Raw genomic sequence first — 25,341 nt, 5'->3', positions numbered from 1 at the left:
AGACGCCGAAATTGGACTCGAAGCTGTTCAAACCGTCCATCGATTGGTCGTCGGCATTTCAGGATTCCCTGCAGTGGCTCGCCATCGCGTGGGTCATCGGTGCCGTCTGCCTGTTGGCCGCGCTGGTCGCCGCCAGGTATCTGACCCCGTGGGGCCGCCAATTCTGGCGGATCACGCGCGGCTACTTCGTCGGGCCGACCAGCGTCAAGGCGTGGCTGGGGCTCGGTGTGCTGCTACTGCTGGTGCTGTTCTCGGTCCGGCTCAACGTGCTGTTCAGCTATCAGAGCAACGACATGTACACGGCGTTGCAGGTGGCACTCAAAGGGCTCGCCACGGGTAACGACGAAGTCAAACATTCCGGGATCCACAACTTTTGGGTCTCGCTCGGGATCTTCATCCTGCTGGCGGCCATCTTCATCGCCCGGGTGATCCTCGACATCTACCTGACGCAGCGGTTCATCATCGCCTGGCGCATGTGGCTGACGGGCCATCTCACCGACGACTGGCTCGCGGGCCGGGCCTATTACCGGGATCTGTTCATCGACAAGACGATTGACAACCCCGATCAGCGCATCCAACAGGATATCGACATCTTCACCGCGGGGGTGGGTGGCACCCCGAACATCCCGTCCAACGGGACGACCAGCACCCTGCTGTTCGGTGCCGTCAACGCGGTGGCGTCGGTGATCTCGTTCGCCGCGATCCTGTGGAACCTGTCCGGGGACTTCGATCTCTTCGGTGTGAACGTGCCGCGTGCGATGTTCTGGACCGTCCTGGTCTATGTCTTGATCGTGACGGTGGTCGCGATTTGGCTTGGGCGCCCGCTGATTTGGCTGAGCTTCAACAACGAGAAACTCAACGCCGCGTTCCGTTACGCCCTGGTGCGGTTGCGCGACGCCGCGGAGGCGGTGGGCTTCTACCGTGGCGAGCGCGTCGAACGCACCCAATTGTGGCGGCGCTTCACGCCGATCATCGACAACTACCGCAGGTACGTCCGCCGGACCATCATCTTCAATGGATGGAACTGGTCGGCGACGCAGACCATCATTCCGCTGCCGTTGGCGATTCAGGCGCCGCGCCTGTTCAGCGGGGAGATCGCTTTCGGCGATGTCACCCAGACCGCGCAGGCTTTCGGCAACATCAACGACTCACTGTCGTTCTTCCGCAACAACTATGACGCGTTCGCGGCCTTCCGGGCGGCGATCATCCGTTTGCACGGCCTCGTCGACGCGAACGACAAGGGCCGCGCGCTGCCCACCATTCTCGTCAAACCCAGCGAGGAGACCGCGGTCGAACTGCGCGGCATCGAGGTGCGCACGCCGGAGGGCGACCAGCTGGTCGACTCGCTGGACATCCAGCTCGATTTGGGCGACAGCCTGGTGATCACCGGACGCTCCGGAGCCGGCAAGACGACGCTGCTGCGCAGCCTGGCCGAATTGTGGCCGTACGCCTCGGGAACGCTGTGCCGTCCGGATGGCGACAACGAGACGATGTTCTTGTCGCAGTTGCCATATGTGCCGCTCGGCACTTTGCGCACCGTGGTGTGTTACCCGAATTCGCCGGACGGCGTCTCCGATGACCAACTGCGCGACGTGCTCACCAAGGTTGTTCTGGCGCCGCTCATCAGCCGGCTGGACGAGGAACAGGACTGGGCCAAGGTGCTGTCCCCCGGCGAGCAGCAGCGCGTCGCGTTCGCGCGCGTCCTGCTCACCCGGCCGAAGGCGGTCTTCCTCGACGAGGCGACCTCCGCGCTGGACGCCGGCCTGGAATTCGCCCTGTATCAATTGGTTCGGGCGGAGCTGCCGGAGTGCGTCATGGTCAGCGTGAGCCATCGGCCCGCCGTCGAACAGCACCACGAGCAGCAGCTCCACCTGCTCGGCGGCGGCGCGTGGCAGCTGGGGCCCGTCGAAAAGGAGCCCGCGCAGGTCTAGCGCCTACGCTGCCCCGGCCCTTAACGCCTGCGCGCCGCGTACACTCCGGCGCTGGGTCGTCGCGCGCCTACGCTGCCCCGGTCCGCCGGGCCGCGTGCGCTCCGGCGCGGCGCCCGAAGAACGATCCCTCACCCAGCTGCGTCCCGCTCGCGTAACCCTTGCCGTCCTGGGCGAGGTTGGACGCGCACGCGCCCGCGGCGTACAGGCCGGGCACCACGGTGCCGTCGGCCCGCTGCACCTCGCCGTCAACGGTCACCGCGAGGCCGCCGATCGTGAAGCCCGAGTACATCGCACGCCCGAGCGACAGATCGAACACCGCCCACGGGCCGTTGTCTTGCGGCGCAAGGTATTCCGGCTGCTTGTGGAAGTCGGGATCCTCACCGGCGGCGGCGAACTCGTTGTAGCGGTCCAGGGTGGCCGCGAGGTTGCCGGCCGGGATGCCAAGCGCGGCTTCCATTTCCGCGATCGTCTCGTAACCATCGAGGAAACGGATCAGCGGCATCGCCGGCATCTCCGTGTGCGCCTCGTCGACGACGAGGTATGCGGTCTGCTCCGGCTGCTCGAGCACGAAAGCCGAAGTGCGCGAATGGTAGGAGTCCTCGGCGACGAAGCGCTTGCCCTCCTTGTTGACGATGACACCGGTCAGCAGGATCTCGGGCGGGTAGGCGGCCGCGGTGATGAACAACTCGTCCATGTGCTTGGTGGCGCCACCCGCCGAGACCCCCATCCGGATGGACAGCCCGTCGTCGTTGGGGTTGCCCAGGATGTAGGGCGCCGCGAGGCCGTGGTGCTTGGTGCGCCGCGGCTGGCCCAGAGCGGGAGTGTGCTCGGCGACCATCTCCGGGTTCATTGCGAAACCACCGGCCGCGATGATGACGGCTTTGGCCTTGATGGCGCCCGTTTCGGTGAAGTGCTTCCAGGCGACGCCGACCACGGCGCCGTCGTCGTCCAGGATGAGATTGGTGGCGCCGGTCTCGTAGCGGGTCTGCACGCCCAGCGAGTCGGCCCGCTTCACCAACAGGTCGATGACCATGGCCGCGCCGCCCAGCTCGCCGGGGACCGGCACGGAGTGCCCGCGCGGCGCCGGCTTGGCCCGCTCGCAGAAGGGCCACACCTTTTCGTTGCCCGTGTAGCTGAGTCCCTCGGTGCCCGGCGGCACGACGACTTTGCCCGGGTAGTAACTGCGCTCGAACTGAAAGCCCAAGTCTTCCAGCCAGTTGAAATGCTCGACGCTGCCGTCGCAGTAGGCGCGGATCTTGTCGAGTTCGGGCTCACGCGAGACCTCGACGAGATACTTGTACATCTCCTCGGCCGAGTCGTCCTGACCGGTCGCCTGCTGCACCGCGGTCCCGCCGCCGAGGTAAAAGTGGCCCCCGGCAAGCGAAGTGGTGCCGCCGGCCGCGGCCGCGCGTTCGAGCACCAGCACCCGCGCCCCTTCGGCCGCCGCGCTGACCGCGGCGCAGCCGCCGGCGATGCCGAAGCCGATCACCAGTACGTCGACCTCGTCGGACCACGACGTCACGTCGTTGGCACTGACTGTCGCCGGAATCTCGGTGCTCATTGGCGCTGCTCCTGTTTGATGTAGTCGTAAAACGCCCTCATTTCGGGCGCGATGTACGCGAACTCCACGAACGGCACACCCGCCTGTGGCGCCGCGACGTAGGCGAACTGGATTCCGCCGGGCATCACGCCTTGCTGCACGATCGCGGCGCCTCGCTCGGCCGCCTGGACCAACGCCGCCTCGAATTGCTCGGGGCTTTCGGCCTCCATGCAGATGTGGTGCAAACCCGGCCCGCAATCGCGCAAAAAGTCACTATAGATGTTCTCGCCGCGCACCGGTTGGATCAGCTCTAACTGCATGTCGCCGAGGTAGCTCAAAGAGATGCTGGCGACGAAATCGGCGGGCTTGCCGTGGTAGCTGCAGGCTTCCGGAGCAAAGTGCACGTCGGGTATTCGCACCCACTTCCGGACACCTAACAGGCCGGTGAGCGCCGTTTCTGTGGCGTCGAGGTCGGCGGTAACCCACGCGATCTGCGTTGGCGATTCAACGGGAAGGGTCATCGTCTCGCAGAATAGTCCAGCCGCCGGGCCGCCAGAAAGGGGCCGAACGACTTTGCCATGCCGGGCCGTTCCGCGCCGGAAATCCCCGGGTGAACACGTTCTAATTCCGTGTGTTCGCCGGTCCCCGGGGCATCAATGTTGGCTCAGCACATCCACCAGCAGCCGCAGCTGGGCGTCGAAGATCTCCTCCGGGTCGGTGAGGGTGTCCGTGCCGTATTGCCCGAACACCTCGAGGCTGATGGCGCCGAGCACCCCGGCCCATAGCAAGAAGCACTTGGCAAGCACCTGATCGTCACCGGGGAATCCGAATTCGTGTCGAATCCGCTCGAAGTCGGAGGACATCGGTTGCGGCGCAAGATCATTGGTGAGCCGGATGTCCCCGGTGGCGATGCCGGACGCGACGGCGTCGAACAGGGCCGCGACCACCCGGGTGCCGACGGCGACCGTGCGCTCCGGCGGCGCGTGATAGCCGGGGACCGGACTGCCGTACAGCAGGGCCCAGCACGCCGGGTGGGCGACGGCCCACCGCCGGGTCGCCCGCGCGATGGCGGTGACGTCGTCGCTCCACAGCTCCCCCGCGGTTTCGCGGGCGCGTTCCACGGTGTCGGCCAGGTCGGAATAGGCGTCGACCAGCAGCAAGGTCAGCAGCTCGTCGCGGCTGGAGACGTAGCGGTACACCGCTGAGGAGACCATGCCCAGGTCGCGGGCTATCGCCCGCACCGACAATCCGGCCGCACCGCGCTCGACCAGTTGGCGGCGACCGAGTTCGATGATTCGCGCCTCGATCTGTTCCCGTGACTCCTGGCGTTTGCCCACGCGATCAGTCTGACACAACCGAGAACACTGCTCTTGCTTTCTGGAGCGCGTTGTGGCAGCTTCATCAGAAGTGAGAGCGCCGCTCTCAACAATTCTGACGGGATTAGCCGAGAGGATGCACCATGTCCACGCGTTATGAGGAGCCGAACCGGGCCGCCCGCGCGGCCAACCTGGCGATCCGCTGGCTGGCCGACGCGGGGATCAGCATCGCCGGCACCCGCGCGCTGCGCGTTCGTGGGCGCAAGTCGGGCAAGCAGCGCGCGGTCGTGGTCAACCTGCTGACGGTCGACGGGGTGGACTACCTGGTCTCGCCCCGGGGCAACACCCAGTGGGCGCGCAACGTCCGGGCTGCGGCCGTCGTCGAGGTGGGTCCACGGTGGCGTCGCCAACGCGTTCGGGCCAGCGAGGTCGACGACGCGGTCAAGCCCGATCTGCTGAGGCGTTACCTGGCCCGGTGGTATTGGCAGGTCAAGGATTACGTCGCGGGGCTGACGCCGGACAGCAGCGACGAGCAGTTCCGCGCCGCGGCGCCGACGATTCCGGTGTTTGCGCTCACCAAGGCGGGCTGAGGCGATCCGGCCGGGCCGCTAACGCGCGTTGTCGCGCGCCCCGAGATCCTCGCGGACCTGCTGCGAGGTGGCCCCCCACGACACCGCCGCCGGAAAGTCCCCCCACACGCTGTTGAAGATCCCGACGAGCTGTCCCGGGCCGCCACTGGGCGCCAGATACACCGGCCCACCGGAGTCACCGTTGTGGCTCTGCACGCCGTTGGACATGGTGAACCAGCCGTTGTTCACGCTTTGCACCGTCCCGCAGGTTTCCCCGGTGATCACGCCGTAATGACAGATCGGCTGCCCGGGCGTCAGCGCCAGGCCGGGGTCGGAGACCAGCGGACGACCGCCCGGCAGGATGTTGTTCGCCGTGACGTCGTTGTCCAGCACGATCGCCTCGTAATCGTTGATCACCTGGCTCGTGGACACCGTCGTCCCGCTGGGTGTGTTGTCCCGGAAGGCCGCCAGACGGCCGATCACGGCGCCGCCCCGATCCGTGACCACTCCGCCCCCGCCGCGGCAGTGTCCGGCGGTGAACGCGACTTTCAGGGCGGGGTCGACATATCCCAACGTGCAGACGCGGTTGTCCTGGCGTATCTCCATGCCGGGATACACCACGACGTCCGCTTTTGCCGGCGCCGCCGGCAGCAAGGAGGCGAGCGCCGCGACAGTAACCGACGCGGCGAAGGCGCGCATTGCCAGGCGATGCACCATTCACTCCGATCCATCGGGCGGATACCGACGGGAGGTCGAGGTTACGGCGTAACCGGCCTCCACGTTCAGCTTTTCGCGCCGGGCAGCGCCGATGTTACAGAGTGGTCACGAGCGGGGCCGTCGCACCGGTTTGACCGGCGGTGCGCGGCGCCCAGCCGGGCGGGCCGAACACGTAGCCCAGCCGGTCCCGCAGCCGGGTGGCCGTCCGCCAGTCGCGGGCGATCGCAACGTATTCGCGCGTCTGCAGCTTCCAGATGTTGAAGGTGTCCACCTGCTTCGTGAGGCCGTAGTGCGGGCGGAACAGCTCGGGCTGGAAGGTGCCGAAGAGCCGGTCCCAGAGGATGAAGATGCCACCGTAGTTTTTGTCCAGGTACACCTTGTCCATTCCGTGGTGCACCCGGTGATGCGACGGGGTGTTGAAGACGAACTCGAACGGCCGCGGCAGCTTGTCGATCCGCTCGGTGTGGATCCAGAACTGGTAGATCAAGTTCACCGAGAAACTGAAGAACACCATCCACGGTGGAATTCCCAACAGCGGCAACGGAATCCACATCATGATCTCGCCGCTGTTGTTCCATTTCTGGCGCAGCGCGGTGGCGAGGTTGTAGTACTCACTGGAGTGGTGGGCCTGGTGCGTCGCCCAGATCAACCGCACCCGGTGGGCGATCCGGTGGTAGGCGTAGTACAGCAGGTCAACGCCGAGAATCGCGATCACCCAGGTGTGCCACTGGGTGGCCGACAGGTGCCACGGCGCCAGGTAGGCGTAGATCGCGGCGTAGCCGAGCAGGGCCAGCGTCTTCCAGCCGGCGGTGGTGGCCACCGAGACCAGCCCCATCGAGATGCTGGTCAGCGAGTCGCGGGTGCGGTGCGCCCCCGAAGCCGGACGCTCGGCGTCGACCGCGAGGTGTCCCAGCTTGCGGGCCGCGGTCCATTCGAGCGTCAGCAGCAACACGAAGAACGGAATGGCAAACAACACCGGGTCCCGCATCTGCGGAGGCAGCGCGGACAGGACGCCGGAAAGGGCACTCACACAGGTAAGACTACGACGAACGCCGTGATGCTCAGCGGCGATCGTCGGACTGCACGTCGTTTCCGGCATACCACTGGACCGCCCGGACGCCGGGCAGCAGGGAGAGCTCTGCCACCAGCCGCTCCAGCCGGGCCGGGGCGTCACTATCCATCAGCAGGTGGGCGGTCAGGGTGATCTCGTCGTCGGCGGGATGCCCGGTGTGGATCCCGCGTAGCGTGATGTCATTGCCGCCGGCATGCTGGACGATCTGGGCGCGCGCGTACTTCTCGTGCTTGGGGCGGCAGACCACCTGCACCAGATACGGCAGCAGGCTTTCGTCTTCGTCGGCGCTGTTATCGCGGTCGATGAGCCGGCCGAGCGGGCGCCCCAGCACATGAATGCCGATGACCGTGCCGGTGCCGATCAACGCGAAGACCAGGTGCCCGGAAGCGGCAAGCACGCCGATGGCCGCTGAGCACCACAGGGTGGCGGCCGTGTTGAGGCCCCGGACGTTGACACCCTCACGCAGGATCACCCCACCGCCGAGGAAGCCGATACCGGACACCACATAGGACGCGACCCGGGTCGGGCTGGAATCCGAGGTGGCCGCCGCGTAGAGGACGAACAGGGTTGCGCCCCCGGCAACCAGCGCGTTGGTGCGCAGGCCGGCCCGACGGGCCCGCCACTGCCGTTCCAGGCCGATGAGGGCGCCGCAGCCCACACCGACGCCCAGGCGCAGCGCGAAATCGACGGCGCTCAGCGTTTCCACGACACGCTCCTTCCCGGTTGCAGACGGCGAAGGGAGCCAACCAAATCCGGGTTAACCGCAAGTGGAGCCCAACCGAACCGCTGGCGTCGGGTATGTCCCCCGGCGGGCGGCGAGTCTCAGGCTAACCGGCTTTGGGCGTGAGGTGGTGGGGGCAGTAGGCGTTCGATGCGAGTGCCGCGAATTTGGCGGCGGCGTCCATCGTCATGCCGGGATTTTGGTCCTTGATGTCGCTGACGACCTGCAAACCCGTTTCGCCCCTGCCCATCAACCCGCACACGGCCTTGGCGGACGTGATGACTTGGCTCGGGCTGCTGTAGGTGATGCCGGAGTTGCTGAGGTTGGCCAAAAACGCCGCATCGTCGCCCTCGGGCTCGGCGTGCGCGGGCGCCGCGAAACCGATCACGCCGGCGGTGCACAGCAGCGCAACGAGACGTTTCATGCCGATCCCGCCTTTCCAAGAGCGGGCAACGTCACCTTGGGCTTGTCTCCGCCGGACACGTGCACCGCATGGATGCCGGGTTTCTTCGACAGTTGGTCGAGCAGATCGTCGAGTCCGGCCTTGTCGACGTTCCAGTGCTGCACGGCTTCCGGTTGCTTTTGCAGCTTCGCGATGACGTCGTCGAGTTTGACGGGCTCGGCGGCCTTCGCCGCGCCCCCGGCGCGGGCCCCCCTGCCGCTCACGACCTGCGGCGTGACGGCGCCGAGGGCGCCCCCGGTCAGGCTTCCCAGCGCCATCTGACCCAGCAGGCTGCCCGGGATTCCGGCCGCGGGCGCCGCGGCGATGCTGGCGCTCGGCGCCAGGCCGCTGGCCAGCCGGATGGCCGGGGTCGCCGACGCCCAGGTCGGTGGCACCGATAGCTTGCCCACCACGTTCGCCTCGCCCATGCCCGCCGATACCGCGCTGGTCAGGCCCGCGCCGGCCGACCGCATCCCAAGCCCGGCTCCCAGCGCGGACTTCGGGATGTCCAGGCCCTCGACCGGGAGGTTGTAGAAATACTTGAACTCGGTCATGCCGAGGTTGATCGGGGCCAGGGCTTCGCTGGCTACCGTGTTGAACCGGCCGATGTCGGCCAGGATCCCGAACGTGTTCTGCCACGTCGTCCCGGCCAACGGTGACCCGGTCAGGGTGTTGAGCACCTGGTCCCAGAAGTCCATGTAGCCGCGGGATGCGTTGCCGATGGCCTCGAGCAGCTGGCTGATGATGCCCGACGGTGGGGCCGCGGCCTCCGCGGTGGCGGCGGTGCCGCTTGCCACGCCGGTTGCCTCGCCCAGCGCGGCCGCCTGGGCGGCGATCCCCGTCGGGTTGGTGGTCTGGAGTGGCTCGGTGAACGGTGCCAGTCGCGTGGCGGCAGCGGACGCGCCGGCGTAGGCGTACATCGCGGCGGCGTCCTGGGCCCACATTTCCCCGTATTCGGCCTCGGTGGCGGCGATCGCGGCGGTGTTCTGCCCGAAAGCGTTGGTAGCCAACAGCGTTGCCAGCCGGACGCGGTTGGCCGCGATCTCGGGCGGCGGCACCACCGCCGCGAATGCGCTCTCGTAGGCGCCCGCGGCCGCCGTGGCTTGGACGGCCGCTGTCTTGGCCTGCGCCGAGGTCGCCGACATCCATGCGACGTACGGCGCGGCCGCCGCGGCCATGGCGGCTGCCGACGGGCCGGCCCACGCCTCGTTGGCCAGGCCCTCGACGATCGAGCCGTAGGACGACGCCGTGGACTGCAGTTCGGCCGCCAGCGCGTCCCACGCGGCGGCGGCCGCCAACATCGGCCCCACCCCCGGACCCGTATACATCTGGCCCGAGGTGATTTCGGGTGGCTGGAAGGCGAAAGTCATGGCGATGCCCTTCCCGCGCCTGCCGGGCCGGTGGCCGCCGCGGACGAAGCGAGGGTGCCGGCAAACATCGCGTGCAGCGCGGGCGTTTGCGGCGGTGGAGTCACGGCTGACATGGGCCGTCCTGCACGGTCGAACGCGGTCTGAGGTGTCATGTCGAAGCCCCTCAATCCGCCGGCACCACGATGATCGTGGCGGTGGTCGCGACGCCGTCGGCGGCCGCCGCGGCGACGCCGGTCGTGCCGTTGCTGACGGTGCGCACGCCGGCGCCCGCGAGCGCGCGTCCGGCCACGCTCGCCATGGCCATCTCGCCGAACATCGCCCCCTGCGCCGTGGCGGTCATCGCCGGGACAGCGCCCAAACTCGCACCCGGCAGTACCGACGCGACCGTCTTCATCACGGGCGCGGCGGTGGCCCAGGCTTGGGGAACCGACAGCGATCCGACCAGGGTCGCGCGGCCCATCGACCCCGCCACGCCCCCGATGTCCGGTGTCACCGCGGAGACGTAGCCGCCCCGCAGCGGCGCCAGCGGCGAGAGTCCCCCGACGATGTCCTTCCCGCCGCCGAGCAGTTCGGCGACACCCGGCGCGTTCTGGGCTACGCCGAGGGGCTGGAGGGCAAACAGAAACCAGCCGCCGGGGACGATGAGCGCCCCAATGGGGCTGTAAGCGCCGGTGACAGCGGCGAAAAAGGGTCGCAGAGCGGCCGTAATCGGGTAGATGGCTTCGATGATCGACGCCGCCGGCGTCGCGGCCGCGGCGGACGGGGTCGTCGCCAGGGCTTGCAACATGATGGGCGCCGCGTTGACCATCGCTGACAGCTCAGATTGGAGGTCCGAACCGGCGCTTTGCGCCACGGCGGCGGATTGCCTTGCCGCCGCGGACGAATCGGTGGTCTGCGGCGGCTCGGTGAAGGGCGCCAGCTGCGTGGCCGCCGCCGACGAGGCGGCGTAGGTATACATCGCCACGGCGTCCTGCGCCCACATCTCGGCGTACTCCGCTTCGGCCGCCGCGATGGCCGCGGTGTTCTGGCCAAGGATGTTGGTGGCGATCAGCGTCATCAACAGGCTGCGGTTGGCAGCAATCACCGGTGGGGGAACCGTCGCGGCGAACGCGGTCTCGTAGGCCGCGGCAGCGAGCCGGGCCTGCGTCGCCGCCTGCTCCGCCTGGGCAGCGGTCGCCGTCGCCCACGCCACGTACGGCGCGACCGCGGCGCTCATCGACGACGCTGCCGGTCCCAGCCAGGACCCCGCGGTCATGCCGGCGACCGTCGAGCCGTAGGCCGCCGCGTAGGAATACAGTTCGGCTCCTAACGCATCCCATTCCGCGGCGGCGACCAGCAAGGGCCCCGATCCGGCACCCACGTACATCCGTCCTGAATTGACCTCTGGTGGCAGCGCCCCGAAGTCCACCCATTGCCTCCCGTCCTTCTGGCGCCAGGGTAGGAGCGGATACGCGCGCATCCCGCGAACAAGGTGCGGCTCACATGGAATTCATGAGATTCGCCGATGGAGCATATGTGTATTCCATGTGTTTACGGCAGCGCTCCAAAGCGTCCGTCGGCTGAGAAATTCTCAGGATCGGCAGTCCGCTCCGCCAACCACTGATGTCAGCGAGGTGAATGCGCGCCGCGCGCAAGGGATTTCGGGCGCAAAACCGGATCGGCCGGATGCACGGTCGCCGCGTGCTACGCAGCTATCTTCTGTTAAGTTGCTGCGGGCAATAGAATTTCGCCGCGATCGCCAAGAACGACGTCGCGTGGTCGTCGGTGAGTCCGGGGTTTTGGCTCTTCAATTCGTCCACCATTTGGGGGCCCAACTCGCCGTTTCCCATCGACACGCAGACGGCTTTGGCGAACTTTACGGCCCCATCCGGGGTCGCGTACGTGATGCCCGCGCCGCGCAGCGAAGCGAGGAAACCGGCCTCGTCGCCGCCGGTCGACCCCGGTTCGCCATGCGCGAGCGGGGACAGACCGATGGCGGCCGAAACGCCGACGCCCAGCGCCAGCAGCAGTCTCATGACTCGAGATTCTCCCATGCCGCGGCGACGCGCGCAGCGCCCAGCCTCGAGGCCGCAGACATGCTGCGCGACAAAACATTCAGCGTCACCGGACCGGAGGGCCGCCTGCGGGTCAGGCTTTGGAGAGCTGGTTGGGGCAGTAGAACTTCGCGGACAGCACAGCGAAATTCGACGCCATCTCCATATCCATGCCGGGGTTGCGGGCCTTCACGTCGTGGACGACCTCCAATCCCGGTTCACCGTTGTTCAAGCACGAGCACACGGCCTGTCCGGCGGCGACGGCCGAACCCGGGCTGGCGAAGCTGAATCCGGCTTGGTGCAGCGCCGTGATGAAGCCGCCGTCGTCACCGCCCGGTTCTGGCCCGGGATCGGCGTAAGCCGGTGCGGCGAGGCCGATCATCGCGAACGCACCCAGGAGCGCCAGTAGTTTTGTCATCACTCATCACCCTTCTGTCATCACGCGCGGCCGGCGGCGTGAACACGGATTGCGCTGTCCCCTAACCCGACTGGGCGTCGGTCGGTAGGACGTTGGCCTTGCCACCCTTTTTCAGATGCACCGCGTGGATGCCGGGTTTCTTGGCCAGCTGCTCGAGCAGCGCGTCGAGGTTTTCCTGATCGACGTTGTGGTGCTGCACGCTTTCGGGCTTCTCCGAGATCTGTGCGACAAGGCGTTTCAGCTGTTCGGGCGATTGCTTGTCCTTGAGGTCCTTGATCGCAGCCATTCGGTTGCGCACCCCACCGCGGACCGCGGTGGGCCCCCCGGAGCCCAGCGCGCTGCCCAGCATCCCGGCCAGGCCCATCGAACTGAACAGGCTTCCCTCGCCCAGCGCCGCCGCGGGCACGGCCTCGGTCCCGGCGGCCGACAGGGCGGCCGCGACGGTCCTCACCGACGGCGTGGCCGTGGCCCAGCTGGGCGGGATCGAGAGCTTGCCCACCAGGGTGCCGGCATTGCCCATGCCGGCGATGGGGCTGATCGCGCTGTAGAGCGTCCCGCGACCGAAGCCCAACGCCCCAAGCCCCGCGCCGAGAGCGTCCTTGGGCAACGCACCGTACGCGACGGGAGGGGCGAACTTGAGCCACTGTGACAGCGGAAAGTTGACCAGCAATCCGACGTCGTTGAACTGGGTGGTCAGTCCCAATGGCACCTTCACGGCGTTGTACATCGCGGTGTAGAAGCTCGCCCCGCCCGGGACGGTGTTGAAGAGATTCGTCATGAACGTCTGATAGAGGTACGCCAGGTTCGCCGCCCCGGAGAAGGGCCCGCTGTAGGGCAGCGTGGTGGTCGCCGCCGTCGCCGCGGCGTTCGCCACGTTGGCGGCGGGGGTGCCGGCCGCCGACGTCACCGCGGCCGCTTGCATCGGTTCGGCCGCCGCGCTGGTGGTCTGGGGCGCCGGGCTGAACTCCGTCAATTTGTTGGAAGCGGTCGCCGAGGAGGCGAAGTAGGTGTCCATCGCCGTGGCGTCCTGCGCCCAGAACTCGCCGTATTGGGCCTCGTTCGCGGCGATCGCGGACGTGTTCTGCCCGAAGAGGTTCGTCGCCACCAATTGCGCCAGCAGCGCCCGGTTTTCGGCGATCACCGCCGGCGGCACATGGGCGGCGAAGGCCGCCTCGTAGGCGGTTGCCGCTTCGGTGGCCTGGGTCGCGGATTGCGCGGCGGCGGCGGCGGTTTGCTGCATCCAGGCCACGTACGGGGCGGCCGCGGACGCCATGGCAAACGACGACGGACCCGCCCAGGGGCCGGCGGTCAGGCTCGAGATCGTCGCCGCGTAGGAGGTCGCGGTGGACTGCAATTCGGTGGCCAGGCCCTGCCAGGCCGTCGCCGCGGCCACCAGCGATCCGGCGCCCGGGCCGCTGTACATCCGGCCCGAATTGAACTCCGGCGGAAAGGCTCCGTAAAACATCCGTGTTACCCCTTACCTCGGAATTCGAGCGAAAGCACCTGGCTGCCATGCGGTTTGGTCATCGCGGTCATTCCTCGATGCACGGGATCACGATGATGGTGGCCGCGGCCGGATCGGCCTCCGCGGCAACGCCGCCCAGCGCTCCCATTGCCGTGGCGGCGCCGCCGACCGGACGGGTTGCGGCGGCGGCGACGGCGCGTCCGGCCAAGCTCGACAGGGCCATCTGGCTGAAGACGCCCTCCTCGCCGGCCAACGCGGCCGGCGCCGCCGCCAAGTTCGTCGGCAACCCCTGGGCCAGCGTTCGGATCGCCGGGGCGGCTTCCGTCCAGCCCTGCGGCACCGACATGCCGCCGACCAGAGCGGCTTTGCCCATCGATCCCGACACCTGCCCCGCCCCGACCGCGGAGCTGAGCATGGGCTTGACGGCATCGGCGCCACCGGTGAGCGGGGCCAACGCGCCCGAGATGGCTTTCGGCCCAGCCAGATAGGCGGCCGCGCCCTGCCCGTTCTGCCCCCAGGCGTACGCCTGGCCGAACGACAGGAATGGGCCGCCGGGGATGGTGGTCCACGACTGCGGCGAGTACACCCCGGTCACCACCGACCAGAACTCGTTCCAGTTGGTGATGAAACTCGGCGTCGTCAGCTCGGCGGATGACGTTCCCGACGAGCCGGCGTTCGCCACGGATTGCACCGCAGGCTGCAGCGTGCCGCTCAGGTGCGACAGCTGGGTGGCGGTGGTGGTGCCGGACTGGCCGCTACTCTGAGCGACCGCTGCGGCTTGGGCGGGCCCGGCCGAATCGTTGGTGGTGCGCGGGGGCGGTGCGAACGGGGTCAGCTGGGAGGCGCTCGCCGAGGATGCCGCATAGCCGTACATCGCGGCGGCGTCCTGCGCCCACATCTCCATGTAATGGGCCTCGGTGGCGGCGATCGCCGGGGTGTTCTGGCCCAGGATGTTGGTGGCGACCAACGTGGCGAGCAGGGCGCGGTTGGCCGCGATCACCGGCGGCGGCACCGTGGCCGCGAATGCCGCCTCGTAGGCGCCGGCGGCGAGCTTGGCCCGCGCGCCGGCTTCCTCGGCCTGCGCCCCGGTCGCGTGCATCCAGGCGACGTAGGGGGCGGCCGCGGCCGCCATCGCCAGCGACGAGGGGCCCGTCCAGGGGCCCGTCGCGAGCGTCTCGATGGTCGAGCCGTAAGACGCTCCCGTCGTCTGCAATTCCGCGGCCAACTCGTCCCAGGCCGCGGCGGCGGCCAGCAGCGGCCCCGATCCCGCGCCGACATACATCCGCCCCGAGTTGAATTCGGGTGGGTACGCGCCGAAGTCCAGCATTCAGGACCTCCTCGAGTCTCGGCCACGCTGAGCGCGGCGTCGGGGGCCGCGCGTCGACAAATTCGCGCCTGGAAGGGAATTCACGAAGCATGCCTTCGACTGCGGGCGCGCATTTCGCGGGTTGGAAGACAGCAAGCCCTACTCTCCTAGCTGCAAACCGGCGCCATAAAGGGCGGATGAATGAGTAGTCAAGCCACGCTGCTATCGCAATGACGATGTTGCACCGTTGGTATTCAGGCGGCGTTCCCGCCAGGTAAAGCCGTGTAAAACATCGATGTCGCAGCCTTCAGTGCCGGTGTGAGAACGGCGCATGACATCCTTTCGATTAGTGGCGCATATCACCTGGTATGCGCGCGTCGGGCGGGGTTGGGCGTTCTGATGTATTGCTTCGAAGGTGTCCGCATTGCGACGCGACGCGACGACCGAAAAACTTTCTTTATCAACGATGAGTTCTGGCTTTCGGAATCGCCAAAGGACGATTCCGCGCCATTTTCGCGGAAATGCGATTAAGCCCAGTTCGAGCCGACGGCGTCGTCATCGCCGAACTGGCGGTTGTGGTCACGCTGTGTCCTACGGGGTCCGTTCATACCACTAGACGCGGCCAGTCTGCTGTGGCGCTGGTGGGCCACTGACAATTTCCTGTGGGATGAATTCCCGTAAGGCGCAGCGGCTTTCGGGTGTGACACAGACCTCTCGGCGCACGGCGGCGGCGCGATCGGCACCACGAATTTTTCCATCCGCCGTTGTAAAGATCGGGGCGGTAACGGTTTTCGCCCCAAAGCCAAGGGCGCGTGCCGGAGACCTATCCGGCCGCGGGCGGGCGCACCACGAAATTCGGCCGGAAGCCGTACTGCGGGATGGCGCGTCCGAGTCCGTGGCTGCCCATGGGGCTGAACGGCATACCGGGCAGGCCAGCCGCCATCGCCGGAGGTGGAGCCACCATCGGGGTGCCGCCCAGCGCCGGCCCCAACGGGCTGGCGACCGGCGCGGGAGGGGCCCAGCTCGGCGGCACCGACAGCGGACCGACCAGCGACGCCCGGCCCAGCCCCGCCGAGACCGATGCGCCCGCATTGCCCACGCCCGCCAAACCCGACAGTCCTTGGGCGCTTGTGCCGATGCCCGTCGCCGCCGGCGCCCCGCTGGCGATGTCGTTGAGCGCGCCGGCGCTGGCGCCGATCAGCGTCGAGCTCGTCACGCTCTGCACGATCTGGGCTGGGTTAATTGCGCCGGTCGACGTGATCGTGTTCCAGAAATTGCTGTTCGGGTCCAGGATCGACGACACGCCCGACGTCGAGGGCGTCGATGATTCCGTCGGTGACGACAGGGTCTGCAGCGCATTGGGCACGGCGGTGTTCAGCTGCGACAACGTCGCCTGCTGGTTTCCCGCCGTGGTGCCCGTCGCCTGGGCGACCGCGGCGGCCTGGCGGGCTTGGCCGTCCTGGCTGGCCGTTTGCGTCGGGTCGGTGAACATGGCCAGGCGGGTCGCGGCAGCCGAGGAGCCGGCGTAGCCGTACATGGTCGCCGCGTCCTGGGCCCACATTTCGCCGTACTGCGCCTCGGTGGCCGCGATCGCCGGCGTGTTCTGGCCCAGCATGTTGGTGGCGACCAGCGTCGCCAGCTGCGCACGGTTCGCCGCGATCACCGGCGGTGGCACCGTGGCCGCGAACGCGGCCTCGTAGGCCGCCGCGGCGGCTTCGGCCTGGGCCGCGGCCTGCTCGGCTCGCGTGGCGGTGGTGCTCATCCAGGCCACGTACGGCGTCGCGGCGGCGACCATCGCCGCCGATGCCGGGCCGTGCCATTCCTCGCTCGCCAGCGACGAGAGCGCCGACCCGTACGACAGTGCGGCCGAACGCAATTCCGCGGCCAAGCCATGCCACGCCGACGCGGCGACCAGCATCGGGCCCGACCCGGGTCCGGCATACATACGCGCGGAGTTGATCTCGGGTGCGAGCATTGCGAAGTCCACAAACATTTCGGGCCCCCTCCCCTAGCTCGCTGCGATCGTGTCGGCCATCGCCCGTGCCCCTGACGTCCGGCACATGGCGTCGACGCTGAATTGTGTTGCGGTTGACGCTGATAACTCAGCAACGGCTTCGCAACGCGTCATCGGAAACGACATCGGAGTTCTCCTCACTGAAGAGACCGAACTCAGCCGTGATGTGCCAGTCGGGCTAATTCCGCGCACACTCGCGCACGCACGCGAAAAGCGTTGGCGTGCGCGAGAATAAGTGGAAGGAGCCGATCAGGCTACGAAAGGTGGCCGGGGTCGGATCGCAACGAAATGGTCATCGATCTGGGATGCGGACTATCACCGGAACTCATTTCGCTCCTCACCTCCTCGCGGCCAGGGCATACGGGGATGCCATACGTCGCACACGGGGAGAAGCGCCCAACGCGAGAACCGTTGGGCGGGCACCCCTCTCGTCAGAGCTTCGGCACCACACGGCGTATCCGCCTCACCAGAGCCGGAAGCCACTTGGGCTCAACCCTTAATCCGGGAGGAGCTGTCCTGACCCTGGGCGTCTCTCGACGTTCGAGGTCAGTGGCCTATGTCCGTGCAGACGCCTCACCTAGCGAGGTGCTTGCACAGGCCATGGTGGCACCCGGGATTCGTTGAGTCAAATTGACGTGCAGCACAATCCCCATGCCCGCCGAGCCCGGCTACGCCGCTAGTCCGACTTCTCGGCCACCGCTGCGCTGAGGCCCTCCGCGAGATCCTCGCGGGTCAGCTCCTTGAACCGCAGCAGTTGGCGCTCGGTGAACTCGGTCACGTCGCTGGCCAGGACCGCATCCAGGTCCTCGTCGTCCAGACGGAAACTGCGATGATCCCGGGCCTTTTCCACCACGTTGCGCACGAAGCCGGCATTGCCGAGCGTATCGATGCCGCGGATGAGATCCCCGTCTTCCGAATACGTTTCGTCGAGATAGAACTTGGTGTACGACGGCAGCAAGGCCTGCGCCGACTCATCGGTGATGACGTCTTCGTTTTCCTGGCCCATCAGCCGGGTCAGCGCGACGAGTTCGTCCGGGGTGTAGCTGAAGAACTCGATCACGGTCGAAAACCGCCGTCGCAGACCCTGATTCACTTCAAGCATCTTGTCCATGGCCTTGGCGTAGCCAGCCCCGAAAACGACCAGCTCGTCGCGATGGTTCTCCATGTACAACAACAACGTGTTGATGATGGCGTTGCCGTAGGGATCGCCCTGCTGATAGCCCTTCTCGTGCAGCGTGTGCATCTCGTCGAAGAAGACCGCACCGCCCAGGGCGCCCTCGAGCATCTCCTCGGTGTTCTTCTCCGCGTCGGCCATGTACCGGCCCAGCAGCTTGGTGCGGCTGGTCTCGACGACCACCGGTTTGCGCAGCACGGTCAACCCACACAGCTGCTTGCTGAAAGCCCTTGCCACCGAAGTCTTTCCGGTCCCCGGCGGACCGAGCAGCAAGGTGTGGCGCGACGTCACCGGCACGGGTAGGCCCATCTTGGCGCGCGCCAGGTTCACCTTCGTCGTCGCCTTGATCAACTTGATTTCCCGCTTGGCCCGCTCCATGCCGAGCATGGCGTTGAGCTCGGCGTCGCCCTCGGCCAGGTACTTCGCCGCATCCTCGGCGTGGCGGGCGGCCTCCGTCTCCGCGCGGGTGGGCGCGCTGTCGGGGTCCCACGGGTCGGTGCGGGCCTCGATCGTTTCCGGGTCGGTCAGGATCAGGCGAAAGTTCGGGTTGTCCAGCGCTTCCCGGGCCGGGGTGAACTTCGGATCCCGCGAATACACGCGCCGCAGCAGCTCGACGGCCTCGTCCTCGCGGCCCAGATGGCGCAGGCACATGCCCTGGGTGTACAGGGCGATGTTGGCCGCGCCCGGTACCCGGTCGCCCTCGATGGCGTCCTGGCCCCGGCGCAGGGCCTCTTCGAACACGCCCAGCGAGGCAAGGGCCGTGGTGGCCATCGCCGCCCCGGCGGCCTTCAGCTCGGGCTGGCGCCACCCCTTGCCCTCGGCGAATTGGTTGAGCACGTCCGGCCACCGCCCGGTGCGGAAGTACAGGACGCCGCGCACGTAGCTGACCAGCTCCTCCTCGAAGGCCTGGCGGGGTTCGACGCCGTCGAGCAGCTTCGCCGCTTCCGCATAGCGTTTGGCTTCGGCAAGCACCGCGGCGTAGGCGCATGCCAGCGACTCCACGCTGGTCACCGCCAGCCGCAGGAACAGCCCGTCGGACACCTCCGGGCGGAACTGCAGCTCGGTGACCCCGAGGCGGCGGGTCTCCCACCCGAACGTCCGGATCGACGACCAGGCGCCGGCGAGCACGTCGAGGCTCTGCTCGCCGGCCAGCATCCGCGCCAGCCAGGCGTCACACATCGACGGGTCCAGGTTGGTCGCCGTGGTGAACATCTGCGACGCAACCTGCGGGTTGTGGCTGGGTTGCAGCCCGTTGACCGACACGCCCGACGCCAACAGGCCGGCGACCATCGCGTTACGGGCGCCTTCTGCGGTTGATTGGGGCCTCGTCATTGCGCTACAGGTACGCCCGCCGAGCTCCCTCGCAGCTGATCGACGGACAGCGCGAGGTCATCGTCGTCGGCGCGCAACGGACGGCTCGGCACCACCAGCAGTGTGCGGGCCGTCGGGGCGGGCAGGCTGGCTCGCACCGCGGCCAGCTGACGACCGGTGAGACGGTTGAGTCCCGACGAGACGTTTCTGCGCAGCCGCTTCTCGGTGTGGTATCGCACCCACGCCGACACCTGCGGACGGCCGCCGCGGGAGGTGAGCCGAATGGTCAGCACGGTGGCGAAAGTGTCGTCCTCCCAGAGCTCCTCGAGCTTGTCGGTGGTGATGTCCGACGGCGTCAGCCACAAGCTCGTCACGAACCCGTTGAAGTGCTTGAGGCGGCGCCACCCGGGCCGGCTCCAGGTCGGCTCCAGATCGGCGAGCACCGCGCGGTCGACTTCGGCGAGCTCCTCGGCGGTCAACGGCCTTGCCGCACAGGTCAATCCGTCGAGATCCTGAGCGAGCCGCTCGGTGGCGGCCACCAGGGTCGACGCGAGCGAATCGCGGGCCGCCACCGCGGCGACGTTGCGCTGCGGGTTCATCCGCAGCACCAGCCAGGTCCGGCGCACGTAGGAGGTGGGCTGGTCATTCGCCACCTCCCATTCCTCGGGGCCCCAGTCGTCGAGCTTGGACAACTCGGCGGCATTACCGCCGCGGCGCACCTTCACCGACACGATGTCGATGTCATCGAGGTGGATGTCGAACTGGCGCAGCCCCGAGGCGACGGCCTGCACCAGCAGCGTGGGGCGCGACGACCGGTGACGATGGCGCGACGCCGAATCGTCCTCGCCGCCGTTGACGGCGATCACCGTGACGAGCTGGCCCTGGTACTCGCGCACGCCGACCTTGTCGCGGCCGAATTTGCGTTGGTGGTCGATGGCCGGGGTGCAGCCGGCCGCCAGTGCCGAGCCCGGATCGGCGGACCAATCCCACAGCCAGGTCGCCAGCCCCGACGTCACCGTCAAGCCGTGGTAGGTGACCAGCGACAGCAGCGTGATCAGCGCGGCCAGACCGACCCCCACCCAAAAGGCGATGCGGTAGGTGCCCTGCCAGGACTCCGGGCAGTGACTGGCCACCGCCATGATCACGACGTCGACCAGGAACACCGTGGTCACCCGCGGCCACGACAAAGACAACCCAAACCTGCGCTGCGCCTTCATGAGTGCTGCTGCTCCGCCCCTATTGCTGTTTCCGAGAACGCTTCATCAGCATCGCCGTGCCGAACACTCCGCCGCCGATGAGCAACGCCACGAACAATCCTCCGGCGGCAACCCATACTGGCACCATATCGCGGGGCGGGGCCGGTTTCGGAACGGTCAGCGGCGCCGACAGTTGCTGCGGCGGCTTCACCGGACCGTCGGGCACATCCCAGGTCAGTGCCGCGACCGGGTCGACGACCCCGTGGCCGACCTGGTTGTCCACGCCGCGGGCGGGAGCCCGGGCCGTGCGCGTCAACCGGTTGATGACCTGATACGCCGATAGCTGCGGGAACTTGGCGCGCACGAGCGCCGCAACCCCCGACACGATCGCCGCCGAGAAGCTGGTGCCGGAAGGAACCAGCAGCGTGTTGTCCGGTCCGTCGATCGCGTTGATCAGCCCGTCGTCGCGCGGCGAAAGCCCGACGACGTCCGTTCCGGGCGCGGCGATCCCCACCCACGGCCCGGCCACGCTCGTCGACGCCTGGCCCTGATTGCCCTGGCTCAGCGGGCGGCCTTCCTCGTCGACCGCCCCGACGGTCAGGACGTAGTCGCTGAACCAGGACGGCGTCACGACGGTGGTGACGGCATTCCAGTTGCGAGGATCGTTGGGCTGCAACGGATCATGAGGCGGGTTCTGCTTGCAGTCCTTTTTGCTGGTGTCGCCGGCCGCGGCCACGATGACGACGTTCTTGTCGACGGCCGCGTAGCGGACCGCGGCGCCCAGCGAGCGCTGGTCGATGACGTTGCGCGCGCTCATGCACGTCACGTCGGAGATGTTGATCACCGACGCGCCCATGTTGGCGGCGTGCACGATCGCCCGTGCCATCGTCTGGACGTTGTCGATCTTCGCCGACGTCTGCGGATCCTCATCGCCGGTGTAGGCGTCCTTGAGGCCGAAGGCCTGGCTGGTCTGCCGGATCGCGATGATGTCGACGTCAGGTGCGATCCCGCTGAACGCATCCGGACCACCCTTGGGGGGCGCGGGTGGCGGCGGTGCCGGCGGCGGCGGGTCGAGCGGACGCGGATTGTCTACCTCGACCACACGCCCACCACCGGAGTAGCCGGGGATGGTCACCGTGCCGGCGCCGTGGTTGCCCGCCGGGGCCTGCCCGCCTTGGGGGGGTCCGGGGGCGGGCCCGCCGGGCGCCGGGGCGGCCGGTGGCGGCGGGGGCGCCCCGAAGGGGCCCGGAGGCTGCTGCTGCTCCTGGGGCGGCGGGGGAACCATCGTCACGGTCTGGGGCAGCGGTGAGAGGGTCACCGTCTGCGGCGGTGGTGCTTTGGGCGGTGGCTCCGTAGTGGGAATGGTGACCGGCTTGCGCGGTGCCGCCGGCGGTACGCCCGCGCCGTTGGCCTGGGCCGCCCCGATCATCGACGCCACGATGGTGCCGTGCGCGTCGCAGTCGGACAGCCCGTCACCGGACATGATGTAGTCGCCGCCCGGGATCAGGTGCGGAAAGCGCGGGTGCGGGGTGACGCCGGTGTCGATGACGGCCACCTTCTGGCCGGCGCCGCGACCGAACTGCCACGCCTCCTGCAGATTGAGCATGTCCATGTATTTGGGCTGCAGCCGAAAATCGGTGCCGGGCAGCACGCCCACCTCGGTGCAGTACGAGTTCTGCTTCATCGGCGCCCCCGGCCCGGGCGGACCGTCCGGCGGCACCGCCGCGGCGTCGATCGTCGGAGGCGAGATCGCATACGCCGGCGGCAGATTCGCCAACGCGCCCGATGCGAGCAAGGCGGCGGTGACGCTCGCGGCGATGCCGCGGCCACGCCACACTTTGCCGTCAGCGGTAGCGGATTGCTGCATAGACATTCATCAACCACAATGCCAGCGGGAAAATTGGCATCAGGCAGAGGTATTCGATCCATTCCACGAATTTGCGGAATAGCGGGCTGTAGACGGTGTTTGGCACGACGGCCGCGGATGTCAGCCCCGCGACCGGCACCAAAACCAGGATCGCCGCGCAGATCGACACCGCCAGCGAGGACTGCAGCACGAGCGCGTAGCGCACCACGACAGCGCCGACGATCAGCACCCCGGTGCCGGCCAGGGTGATCGCCTGCCAGCGGTCGACGTACGAGCGGCCCCGCAGCAACAGGAATCCCGCGCTGAAGCCCGCCAGCAGGACCGGCAACCAGCGCTGCCCGGTGTGCGGGTCCGACAGGGCGGTCAGCGAGACGACCATCAGCACGCCGAGCCCGATCAGCAAACCCGACAGGAACGAACGGGCGCGTTCGGCCTGCGTCAGCACGTCGCGGACCGATGCGGGTCCCTCCAAAACCGGGGGGCCGCCGTCGTTGCGCACCACCGTGGTGGGCAGGTCGGGCCGAGCCTCGAACACCCATCGGCTGGTGGCCGACGGGAAGACGGGCAGGCGGATGCCGGCCAGCCGCCGGGAGATCGCGGGCGCACTCTGGTAGATCAGGACCGACACGAGCACGACGCAGGTCAGCAGCGTCACGGCGCTGGTCATGGCCACCATGCGCGCCAACGCGGCCACGGCCGCGATCGCGCTGACGGTGACGATCGCGGTGTAGATCGACAGCCGACGCCCGGTGAAACGCAGCGCGAGGATCGCGGCGATGGTGAGGACGCCGAAGCCCAGCACCGCGTGTGGCGACCCGACGCCGCCGGGCGGCGCGGACGCCGCGGCGATCGACAGCGGTGCGAGGCTGCTCAACAGCATGATGTCGGCGACGCGCCGATCCTGCTGGGTGGTCGCCCGCATCAACAGCAACAGCGAAACGCCCAGCATCAGCACGCCGATCACGCCCGCGTAGACGGTGGGCAGCCACGAGTTGTGGTGCCAGCGCCACCAGCCGAGCAGACCGGTCGCGGTCGTCACCCCGATGGCCACCATCGCCGCACCGACCTGCACGGCAACCACGGGGTCGATGGCGGCGAAGCGCTTGCTGAGGTCCGCGGCGACCGCGGTGGAGATGTGCTCGATGACCTGCGAGCGGTGCTCGGTGTCCGGGATGAATCGGATCCACAGCCGGTCGCCGTCGTAGACGTCCTGCTCGCTGAGCGATTGGGTGGCCCGCAGCGGCGAGCCGTCCACCAGGCACAGCGCCCATCGGCCCCGGCCCGCGGCTTCCAGCGGAGTCTCGCCGAGCTCGCGGAGCCGGCTGTTGACCACCTTCAGCAACGGGTCGGTCATGACCGAGACGGGGGCGTTCGCGTCCAGCAGGACGCCGATCTGGACGCCCGTGCCGGCCATCACGCCGACGACGACCGCCTGGGGCTGTGAGACGCCCTCAACGTCAGCCTGTGGTACTTCAACGACCGCAGTCATCGCCTTGCACTCCCTACCGTGATGAATGGGTGAGCCGGTGCCGCCGTCCGCGTGCCGGCCGGCGCCGGTGTACTCGCCGAGGTGCTGGGGTCCCCCCCGCAGCGCATTCCGACTAATTGGAATTCCATCTGCCTCGCCTTGCGATTAAGAGTTGTGGTTGACACCGTTTTGACATTTGCTGATGTCTTGACAGAAGTATGCCGTGTTCGCAGCTCAACCGCATGTTGAGTGCGACGACATTGATGAAATCTGTGTTTCGCGCGAGTGTCACACCCTGCTGTGAGTTTTCCACTCGCCGTAGGGAAGTGTGTCGAGCACGGTTTTGACGCCCACCTGCACGAGCTGCGGCGTCGCCGGGCAGATGGCGAGCCACGCCTCCCCCGAACCCGCGGTCCGGGCTTGCTGGTAGAGCGCGATGCGGCCACCGGAGCCGTCTTTCAGCGACAGCACGGACGCGCTGGGACCCTTGGCGTCGTCCTGGTATTGGCGGGCGTACACGGCGACCTCGGCGGCGGGGTCCGACAGCGCCTGGCCCAGCGCGGCCACGGTGGCGGCGCTGATGCCCATCCGGCGCAGGTCTCCGCCGGAGAAAACGTTGAAGCCCGACTCCTGCCACGACTTGGTCGCTTCCAGCATCTCCTCCAGCGGCACGTTGACCGCGTTGATCGCCGCAGGCTCGGCGTGGTGAATGGATTCCAGCGCGTCGATCACCAGGGACGCGATCGAGGCGCTGTCGGCGACGGCGACGTCGTCGACGGTGATCTCACCGCCGACCCGGACCGCCGACACCCAATGCTGGCCGCGGCGGGCCAGGACTACCCGAAATTCGTTGTCGGGGATGTCGCGCGAGCCCGGGGGCTGATTCTCGTCATCGAGGACGCCGTAGGCCAGCTTGCCCCGCGACAGCAGGGCGACCACCTCGAGGTCGGGCGCGGCGAGCACTTTCATCCGAGCGGCCACCTGCTCGTTGACCTGGTCGTTCTCGACGATGCCCTGCTCGCGCATCACCGCCATTCCGGGATGCTCGTTGAGCCAGTCGTTCGAGTCCGTGGATACGTAGGGCCGGCACCGCAACTCCGGCGCGACGTGCCGGATGTCCAGCAGCGCCTGGAGCATCCAGAAGCCGTCGACGTTGACGGTGATGTCGGTGCGGGTGCTCTGTTGGTCCATCAATTCCTCAACTGGTCCCTGAATAGCTCAAGCGTCACACTGCACGGTAACCGCAGGACGCGGCAGCACACCGACGGGTGGTGTGCTGCCGCGCCTGTGGTCGAGGCGTCAGGCCCAGCTGGACCCGACGGCGCTGTCGGTACTGGCCATGTTGCTGCCCGCGGACTGAACCTTCTGTCCGTGGGAGTTGGCCTGCTCGTAGATCACCTGGAAGTTGCGA

At 68.0% G+C, this 25,341-nt stretch carries 21 protein-coding genes, 1 pseudogene and 1 riboswitch; of the genes and pseudogenes, 2 read left to right on the top strand and 20 right to left on the bottom strand.

Translation table 11 applies throughout. The features are described from left to right. The first annotated feature begins 11 nt into the window (after positions 1–11). The gene (locus JF781_RS19450; protein WP_014942122.1) at positions 12–1,931 is read left to right on the top strand and encodes an ABC transporter ATP-binding protein/permease; all 1,920 of its coding nucleotides are present in this window, start codon (positions 12–14) and stop codon (positions 1,929–1,931) included. 67 nt (positions 1,932–1,998) lie between these two features. On the opposite strand, the gene JF781_RS19445 is transcribed toward JF781_RS19450, so the two are convergent. From JF781_RS19445 to JF781_RS19435, 3 genes are all read right to left on the bottom strand, one after another. Further along, positions 1,999–3,492 carry an FAD-binding protein gene (locus JF781_RS19445; RefSeq protein ID WP_225329225.1) on the bottom strand — a complete coding sequence of 498 codons (1,494 nt, stop codon included), beginning with the start codon at positions 3,490–3,492 and terminating at the stop codon, positions 1,999–2,001. Beyond that, a complete protein-coding gene (locus JF781_RS19440; RefSeq protein WP_225329224.1) occupies positions 3,489–3,992 on the bottom strand; it encodes a VOC family protein in 504 nt (167 codons plus the stop codon). Before JF781_RS19440 ends, JF781_RS19445 begins: the two co-directional genes overlap by 4 nt. Positions 3,993–4,124: 132 nt before the next feature. After that, positions 4,125–4,808 carry a TetR/AcrR family transcriptional regulator gene (locus tag JF781_RS19435; RefSeq protein ID WP_225329223.1) on the bottom strand — a complete coding sequence of 228 codons (684 nt, stop codon included), beginning with the start codon at positions 4,806–4,808 and terminating at the stop codon, positions 4,125–4,127. Positions 4,809–4,930: 122 nt separating this feature from the next. On the opposite strand from JF781_RS19435, the gene JF781_RS19430 reads away from it, so the two are divergent. Further along, positions 4,931–5,377: a nitroreductase/quinone reductase family protein gene (locus JF781_RS19430; protein WP_225329222.1), complete on the top strand. Its 447-nt coding sequence runs from the start codon at positions 4,931–4,933 to the stop codon at positions 5,375–5,377. Between the two features lie 18 nt (positions 5,378–5,395). Here the strand turns inward: JF781_RS19430 and JF781_RS19425 are convergent, their stop codons facing one another. The 17 genes and pseudogenes from JF781_RS19425 to JF781_RS19345 all read right to left on the bottom strand — a co-directional run. Beyond that, positions 5,396–6,073, bottom strand: a complete 678-nt coding sequence (locus JF781_RS19425) for a S1 family peptidase (RefSeq protein WP_225329221.1) — start codon at positions 6,071–6,073, stop codon at positions 5,396–5,398. 94 nt (positions 6,074–6,167) lie between these two features. Beyond that, positions 6,168–7,103, bottom strand: a complete 936-nt coding sequence (locus JF781_RS19420) for a sterol desaturase family protein (protein WP_225329220.1) — start codon at positions 7,101–7,103, stop codon at positions 6,168–6,170. A gap of 31 nt (positions 7,104–7,134) precedes the next feature. Next, positions 7,135–7,851 carry an MgtC/SapB family protein gene (locus JF781_RS19415; protein WP_225329219.1) on the bottom strand — a complete coding sequence of 239 codons (717 nt, stop codon included), beginning with the start codon at positions 7,849–7,851 and terminating at the stop codon, positions 7,135–7,137. A 121-nt stretch (positions 7,852–7,972) separates the two neighbouring features. Further along, positions 7,973–8,290, bottom strand: coding sequence for a DUF732 domain-containing protein (locus JF781_RS19410; RefSeq protein ID WP_225329218.1), 318 nt, complete (start codon positions 8,288–8,290; stop codon positions 7,973–7,975). After that, the gene (locus tag JF781_RS19405) at positions 8,287–9,678 is read right to left on the bottom strand and encodes a PPE family protein (protein ID WP_225329217.1); all 1,392 of its coding nucleotides are present in this window, start codon (positions 9,676–9,678) and stop codon (positions 8,287–8,289) included. Before JF781_RS19405 ends, JF781_RS19410 begins: the two co-directional genes overlap by 4 nt. A 163-nt stretch (positions 9,679–9,841) precedes the next feature. Continuing rightward, a complete protein-coding gene (locus JF781_RS19400; protein ID WP_225329216.1) occupies positions 9,842–11,086 on the bottom strand; it encodes a PPE family protein in 1,245 nt (414 codons plus the stop codon). A gap of 283 nt (positions 11,087–11,369) precedes the next feature. Beyond that, on the bottom strand, positions 11,370–11,693 hold the full coding sequence (locus JF781_RS19395) for a DUF732 domain-containing protein (protein ID WP_225329215.1): 324 nt from the start codon (positions 11,691–11,693) through the stop codon (positions 11,370–11,372). A 112-nt stretch (positions 11,694–11,805) separates the two neighbouring features. Beyond that, the gene (locus tag JF781_RS19390; protein ID WP_225329214.1) at positions 11,806–12,132 is read right to left on the bottom strand and encodes a DUF732 domain-containing protein; all 327 of its coding nucleotides are present in this window, start codon (positions 12,130–12,132) and stop codon (positions 11,806–11,808) included. A gap of 58 nt (positions 12,133–12,190) precedes the next feature. Further along, on the bottom strand, positions 12,191–13,594 hold the full coding sequence (locus JF781_RS19385) for a PPE family protein (RefSeq protein ID WP_225329213.1): 1,404 nt from the start codon (positions 13,592–13,594) through the stop codon (positions 12,191–12,193). A 67-nt stretch (positions 13,595–13,661) separates the two neighbouring features. Next, positions 13,662–14,921 carry a PPE family protein gene (locus tag JF781_RS19380; RefSeq protein WP_225329212.1) on the bottom strand — a complete coding sequence of 420 codons (1,260 nt, stop codon included), beginning with the start codon at positions 14,919–14,921 and terminating at the stop codon, positions 13,662–13,664. Between the two features lie 802 nt (positions 14,922–15,723). Beyond that, positions 15,724–16,893 carry a PPE family protein gene (locus tag JF781_RS19375; RefSeq protein ID WP_255642090.1) on the bottom strand — a complete coding sequence of 390 codons (1,170 nt, stop codon included), beginning with the start codon at positions 16,891–16,893 and terminating at the stop codon, positions 15,724–15,726. 437 nt (positions 16,894–17,330) lie between these two features. Further along, positions 17,331–17,506, bottom strand: a riboswitch (M-box (ykoK) riboswitch). 84 nt (positions 17,507–17,590) lie between these two features. After that, positions 17,591–19,420: a type VII secretion system ESX-5 AAA family ATPase EccA5 gene (gene eccA5, locus JF781_RS19370; protein WP_043954905.1), complete on the bottom strand. Its 1,830-nt coding sequence runs from the start codon at positions 19,418–19,420 to the stop codon at positions 17,591–17,593. Next, positions 19,417–20,616 carry a type VII secretion protein EccE gene (gene eccE / locus JF781_RS19365; RefSeq protein ID WP_225329211.1) on the bottom strand — a complete coding sequence of 400 codons (1,200 nt, stop codon included), beginning with the start codon at positions 20,614–20,616 and terminating at the stop codon, positions 19,417–19,419. Before eccE ends, eccA5 begins: the two co-directional genes overlap by 4 nt. A gap of 19 nt (positions 20,617–20,635) precedes the next feature. Continuing rightward, complete coding sequence (locus JF781_RS19360; protein WP_225341295.1) at positions 20,636–22,462, bottom strand: type VII secretion-associated serine protease mycosin; 1,827 nt, start codon at positions 22,460–22,462, stop codon at positions 20,636–20,638. Next, complete coding sequence (gene eccD, locus JF781_RS19355) at positions 22,440–23,951, bottom strand: type VII secretion integral membrane protein EccD (protein ID WP_225328213.1); 1,512 nt, start codon at positions 23,949–23,951, stop codon at positions 22,440–22,442. The genes JF781_RS19360 and eccD overlap by 23 nt, the downstream gene beginning before the upstream one ends. Positions 23,952–24,218: 267 nt before the next feature. Continuing rightward, a complete protein-coding gene (locus JF781_RS19350) occupies positions 24,219–25,121 on the bottom strand; it encodes an ESX secretion-associated protein EspG (RefSeq protein ID WP_225328212.1) in 903 nt (300 codons plus the stop codon). A gap of 108 nt (positions 25,122–25,229) precedes the next feature. After that, positions 25,230–25,341: pseudogene (locus JF781_RS19345) on the bottom strand (type VII secretion protein EsxI); the annotation flags it as partial.

Origin of the sequence: Mycobacterium sp. WUMAC-067 (genome assembly GCF_020217485.1) — a bacterium.
In the GTDB taxonomy this organism is placed as follows: domain Bacteria; phylum Actinomycetota; class Actinomycetes; order Mycobacteriales; family Mycobacteriaceae; genus Mycobacterium.
The sequence above is the reverse complement of the archived record's forward strand: the minus strand, read 5'-3'. Positions and strand labels throughout refer to the sequence as shown.

Excerpts from the sequence above, each read along its gene's own strand:
- JF781_RS19405 (WP_225329217.1), bottom strand. The coding sequence starts at position 9,678 with ATGACTTTCGCCTTCCAGCCACCCGAAATCACCTCGGGCCAGATGTAT.
- JF781_RS19385 (WP_225329213.1), bottom strand. The coding sequence starts at position 13,594 with ATGTTTTACGGAGCCTTTCCGCCGGAGTTCAATTCGGGCCGGATGTAC.
- JF781_RS19360 (WP_225341295.1), bottom strand. The coding sequence starts at position 22,462 with ATGCAGCAATCCGCTACCGCTGACGGCAAAGTGTGGCGTGGCCGCGGC.
- JF781_RS19430 (WP_225329222.1), top strand. The coding sequence starts at position 4,931 with ATGTCCACGCGTTATGAGGAGCCGAACCGGGCCGCCCGCGCGGCCAAC.
- JF781_RS19425 (WP_225329221.1), bottom strand. The coding sequence starts at position 6,073 with ATGGTGCATCGCCTGGCAATGCGCGCCTTCGCCGCGTCGGTTACTGTC.
- JF781_RS19410 (WP_225329218.1), bottom strand. The coding sequence starts at position 8,290 with ATGAAACGTCTCGTTGCGCTGCTGTGCACCGCCGGCGTGATCGGTTTC.
- JF781_RS19375 (WP_255642090.1), bottom strand. The coding sequence starts at position 16,893 with ATGTTTGTGGACTTCGCAATGCTCGCACCCGAGATCAACTCCGCGCGT.
- JF781_RS19440 (WP_225329224.1), bottom strand. The coding sequence starts at position 3,992 with ATGACCCTTCCCGTTGAATCGCCAACGCAGATCGCGTGGGTTACCGCC.
- eccE (WP_225329211.1), bottom strand. The coding sequence starts at position 20,616 with ATGAAGGCGCAGCGCAGGTTTGGGTTGTCTTTGTCGTGGCCGCGGGTG.
- eccA5 (WP_043954905.1), bottom strand. The coding sequence starts at position 19,420 with ATGACGAGGCCCCAATCAACCGCAGAAGGCGCCCGTAACGCGATGGTC.
- eccD (WP_225328213.1), bottom strand. The coding sequence starts at position 23,951 with ATGACTGCGGTCGTTGAAGTACCACAGGCTGACGTTGAGGGCGTCTCA.
- JF781_RS19445 (WP_225329225.1), bottom strand. The coding sequence starts at position 3,492 with ATGAGCACCGAGATTCCGGCGACAGTCAGTGCCAACGACGTGACGTCG.
- JF781_RS19395 (WP_225329215.1), bottom strand. The coding sequence starts at position 11,693 with ATGAGACTGCTGCTGGCGCTGGGCGTCGGCGTTTCGGCCGCCATCGGT.
- JF781_RS19380 (WP_225329212.1), bottom strand. The coding sequence starts at position 14,921 with ATGCTGGACTTCGGCGCGTACCCACCCGAATTCAACTCGGGGCGGATG.
- JF781_RS19350 (WP_225328212.1), bottom strand. The coding sequence starts at position 25,121 with ATGGACCAACAGAGCACCCGCACCGACATCACCGTCAACGTCGACGGC.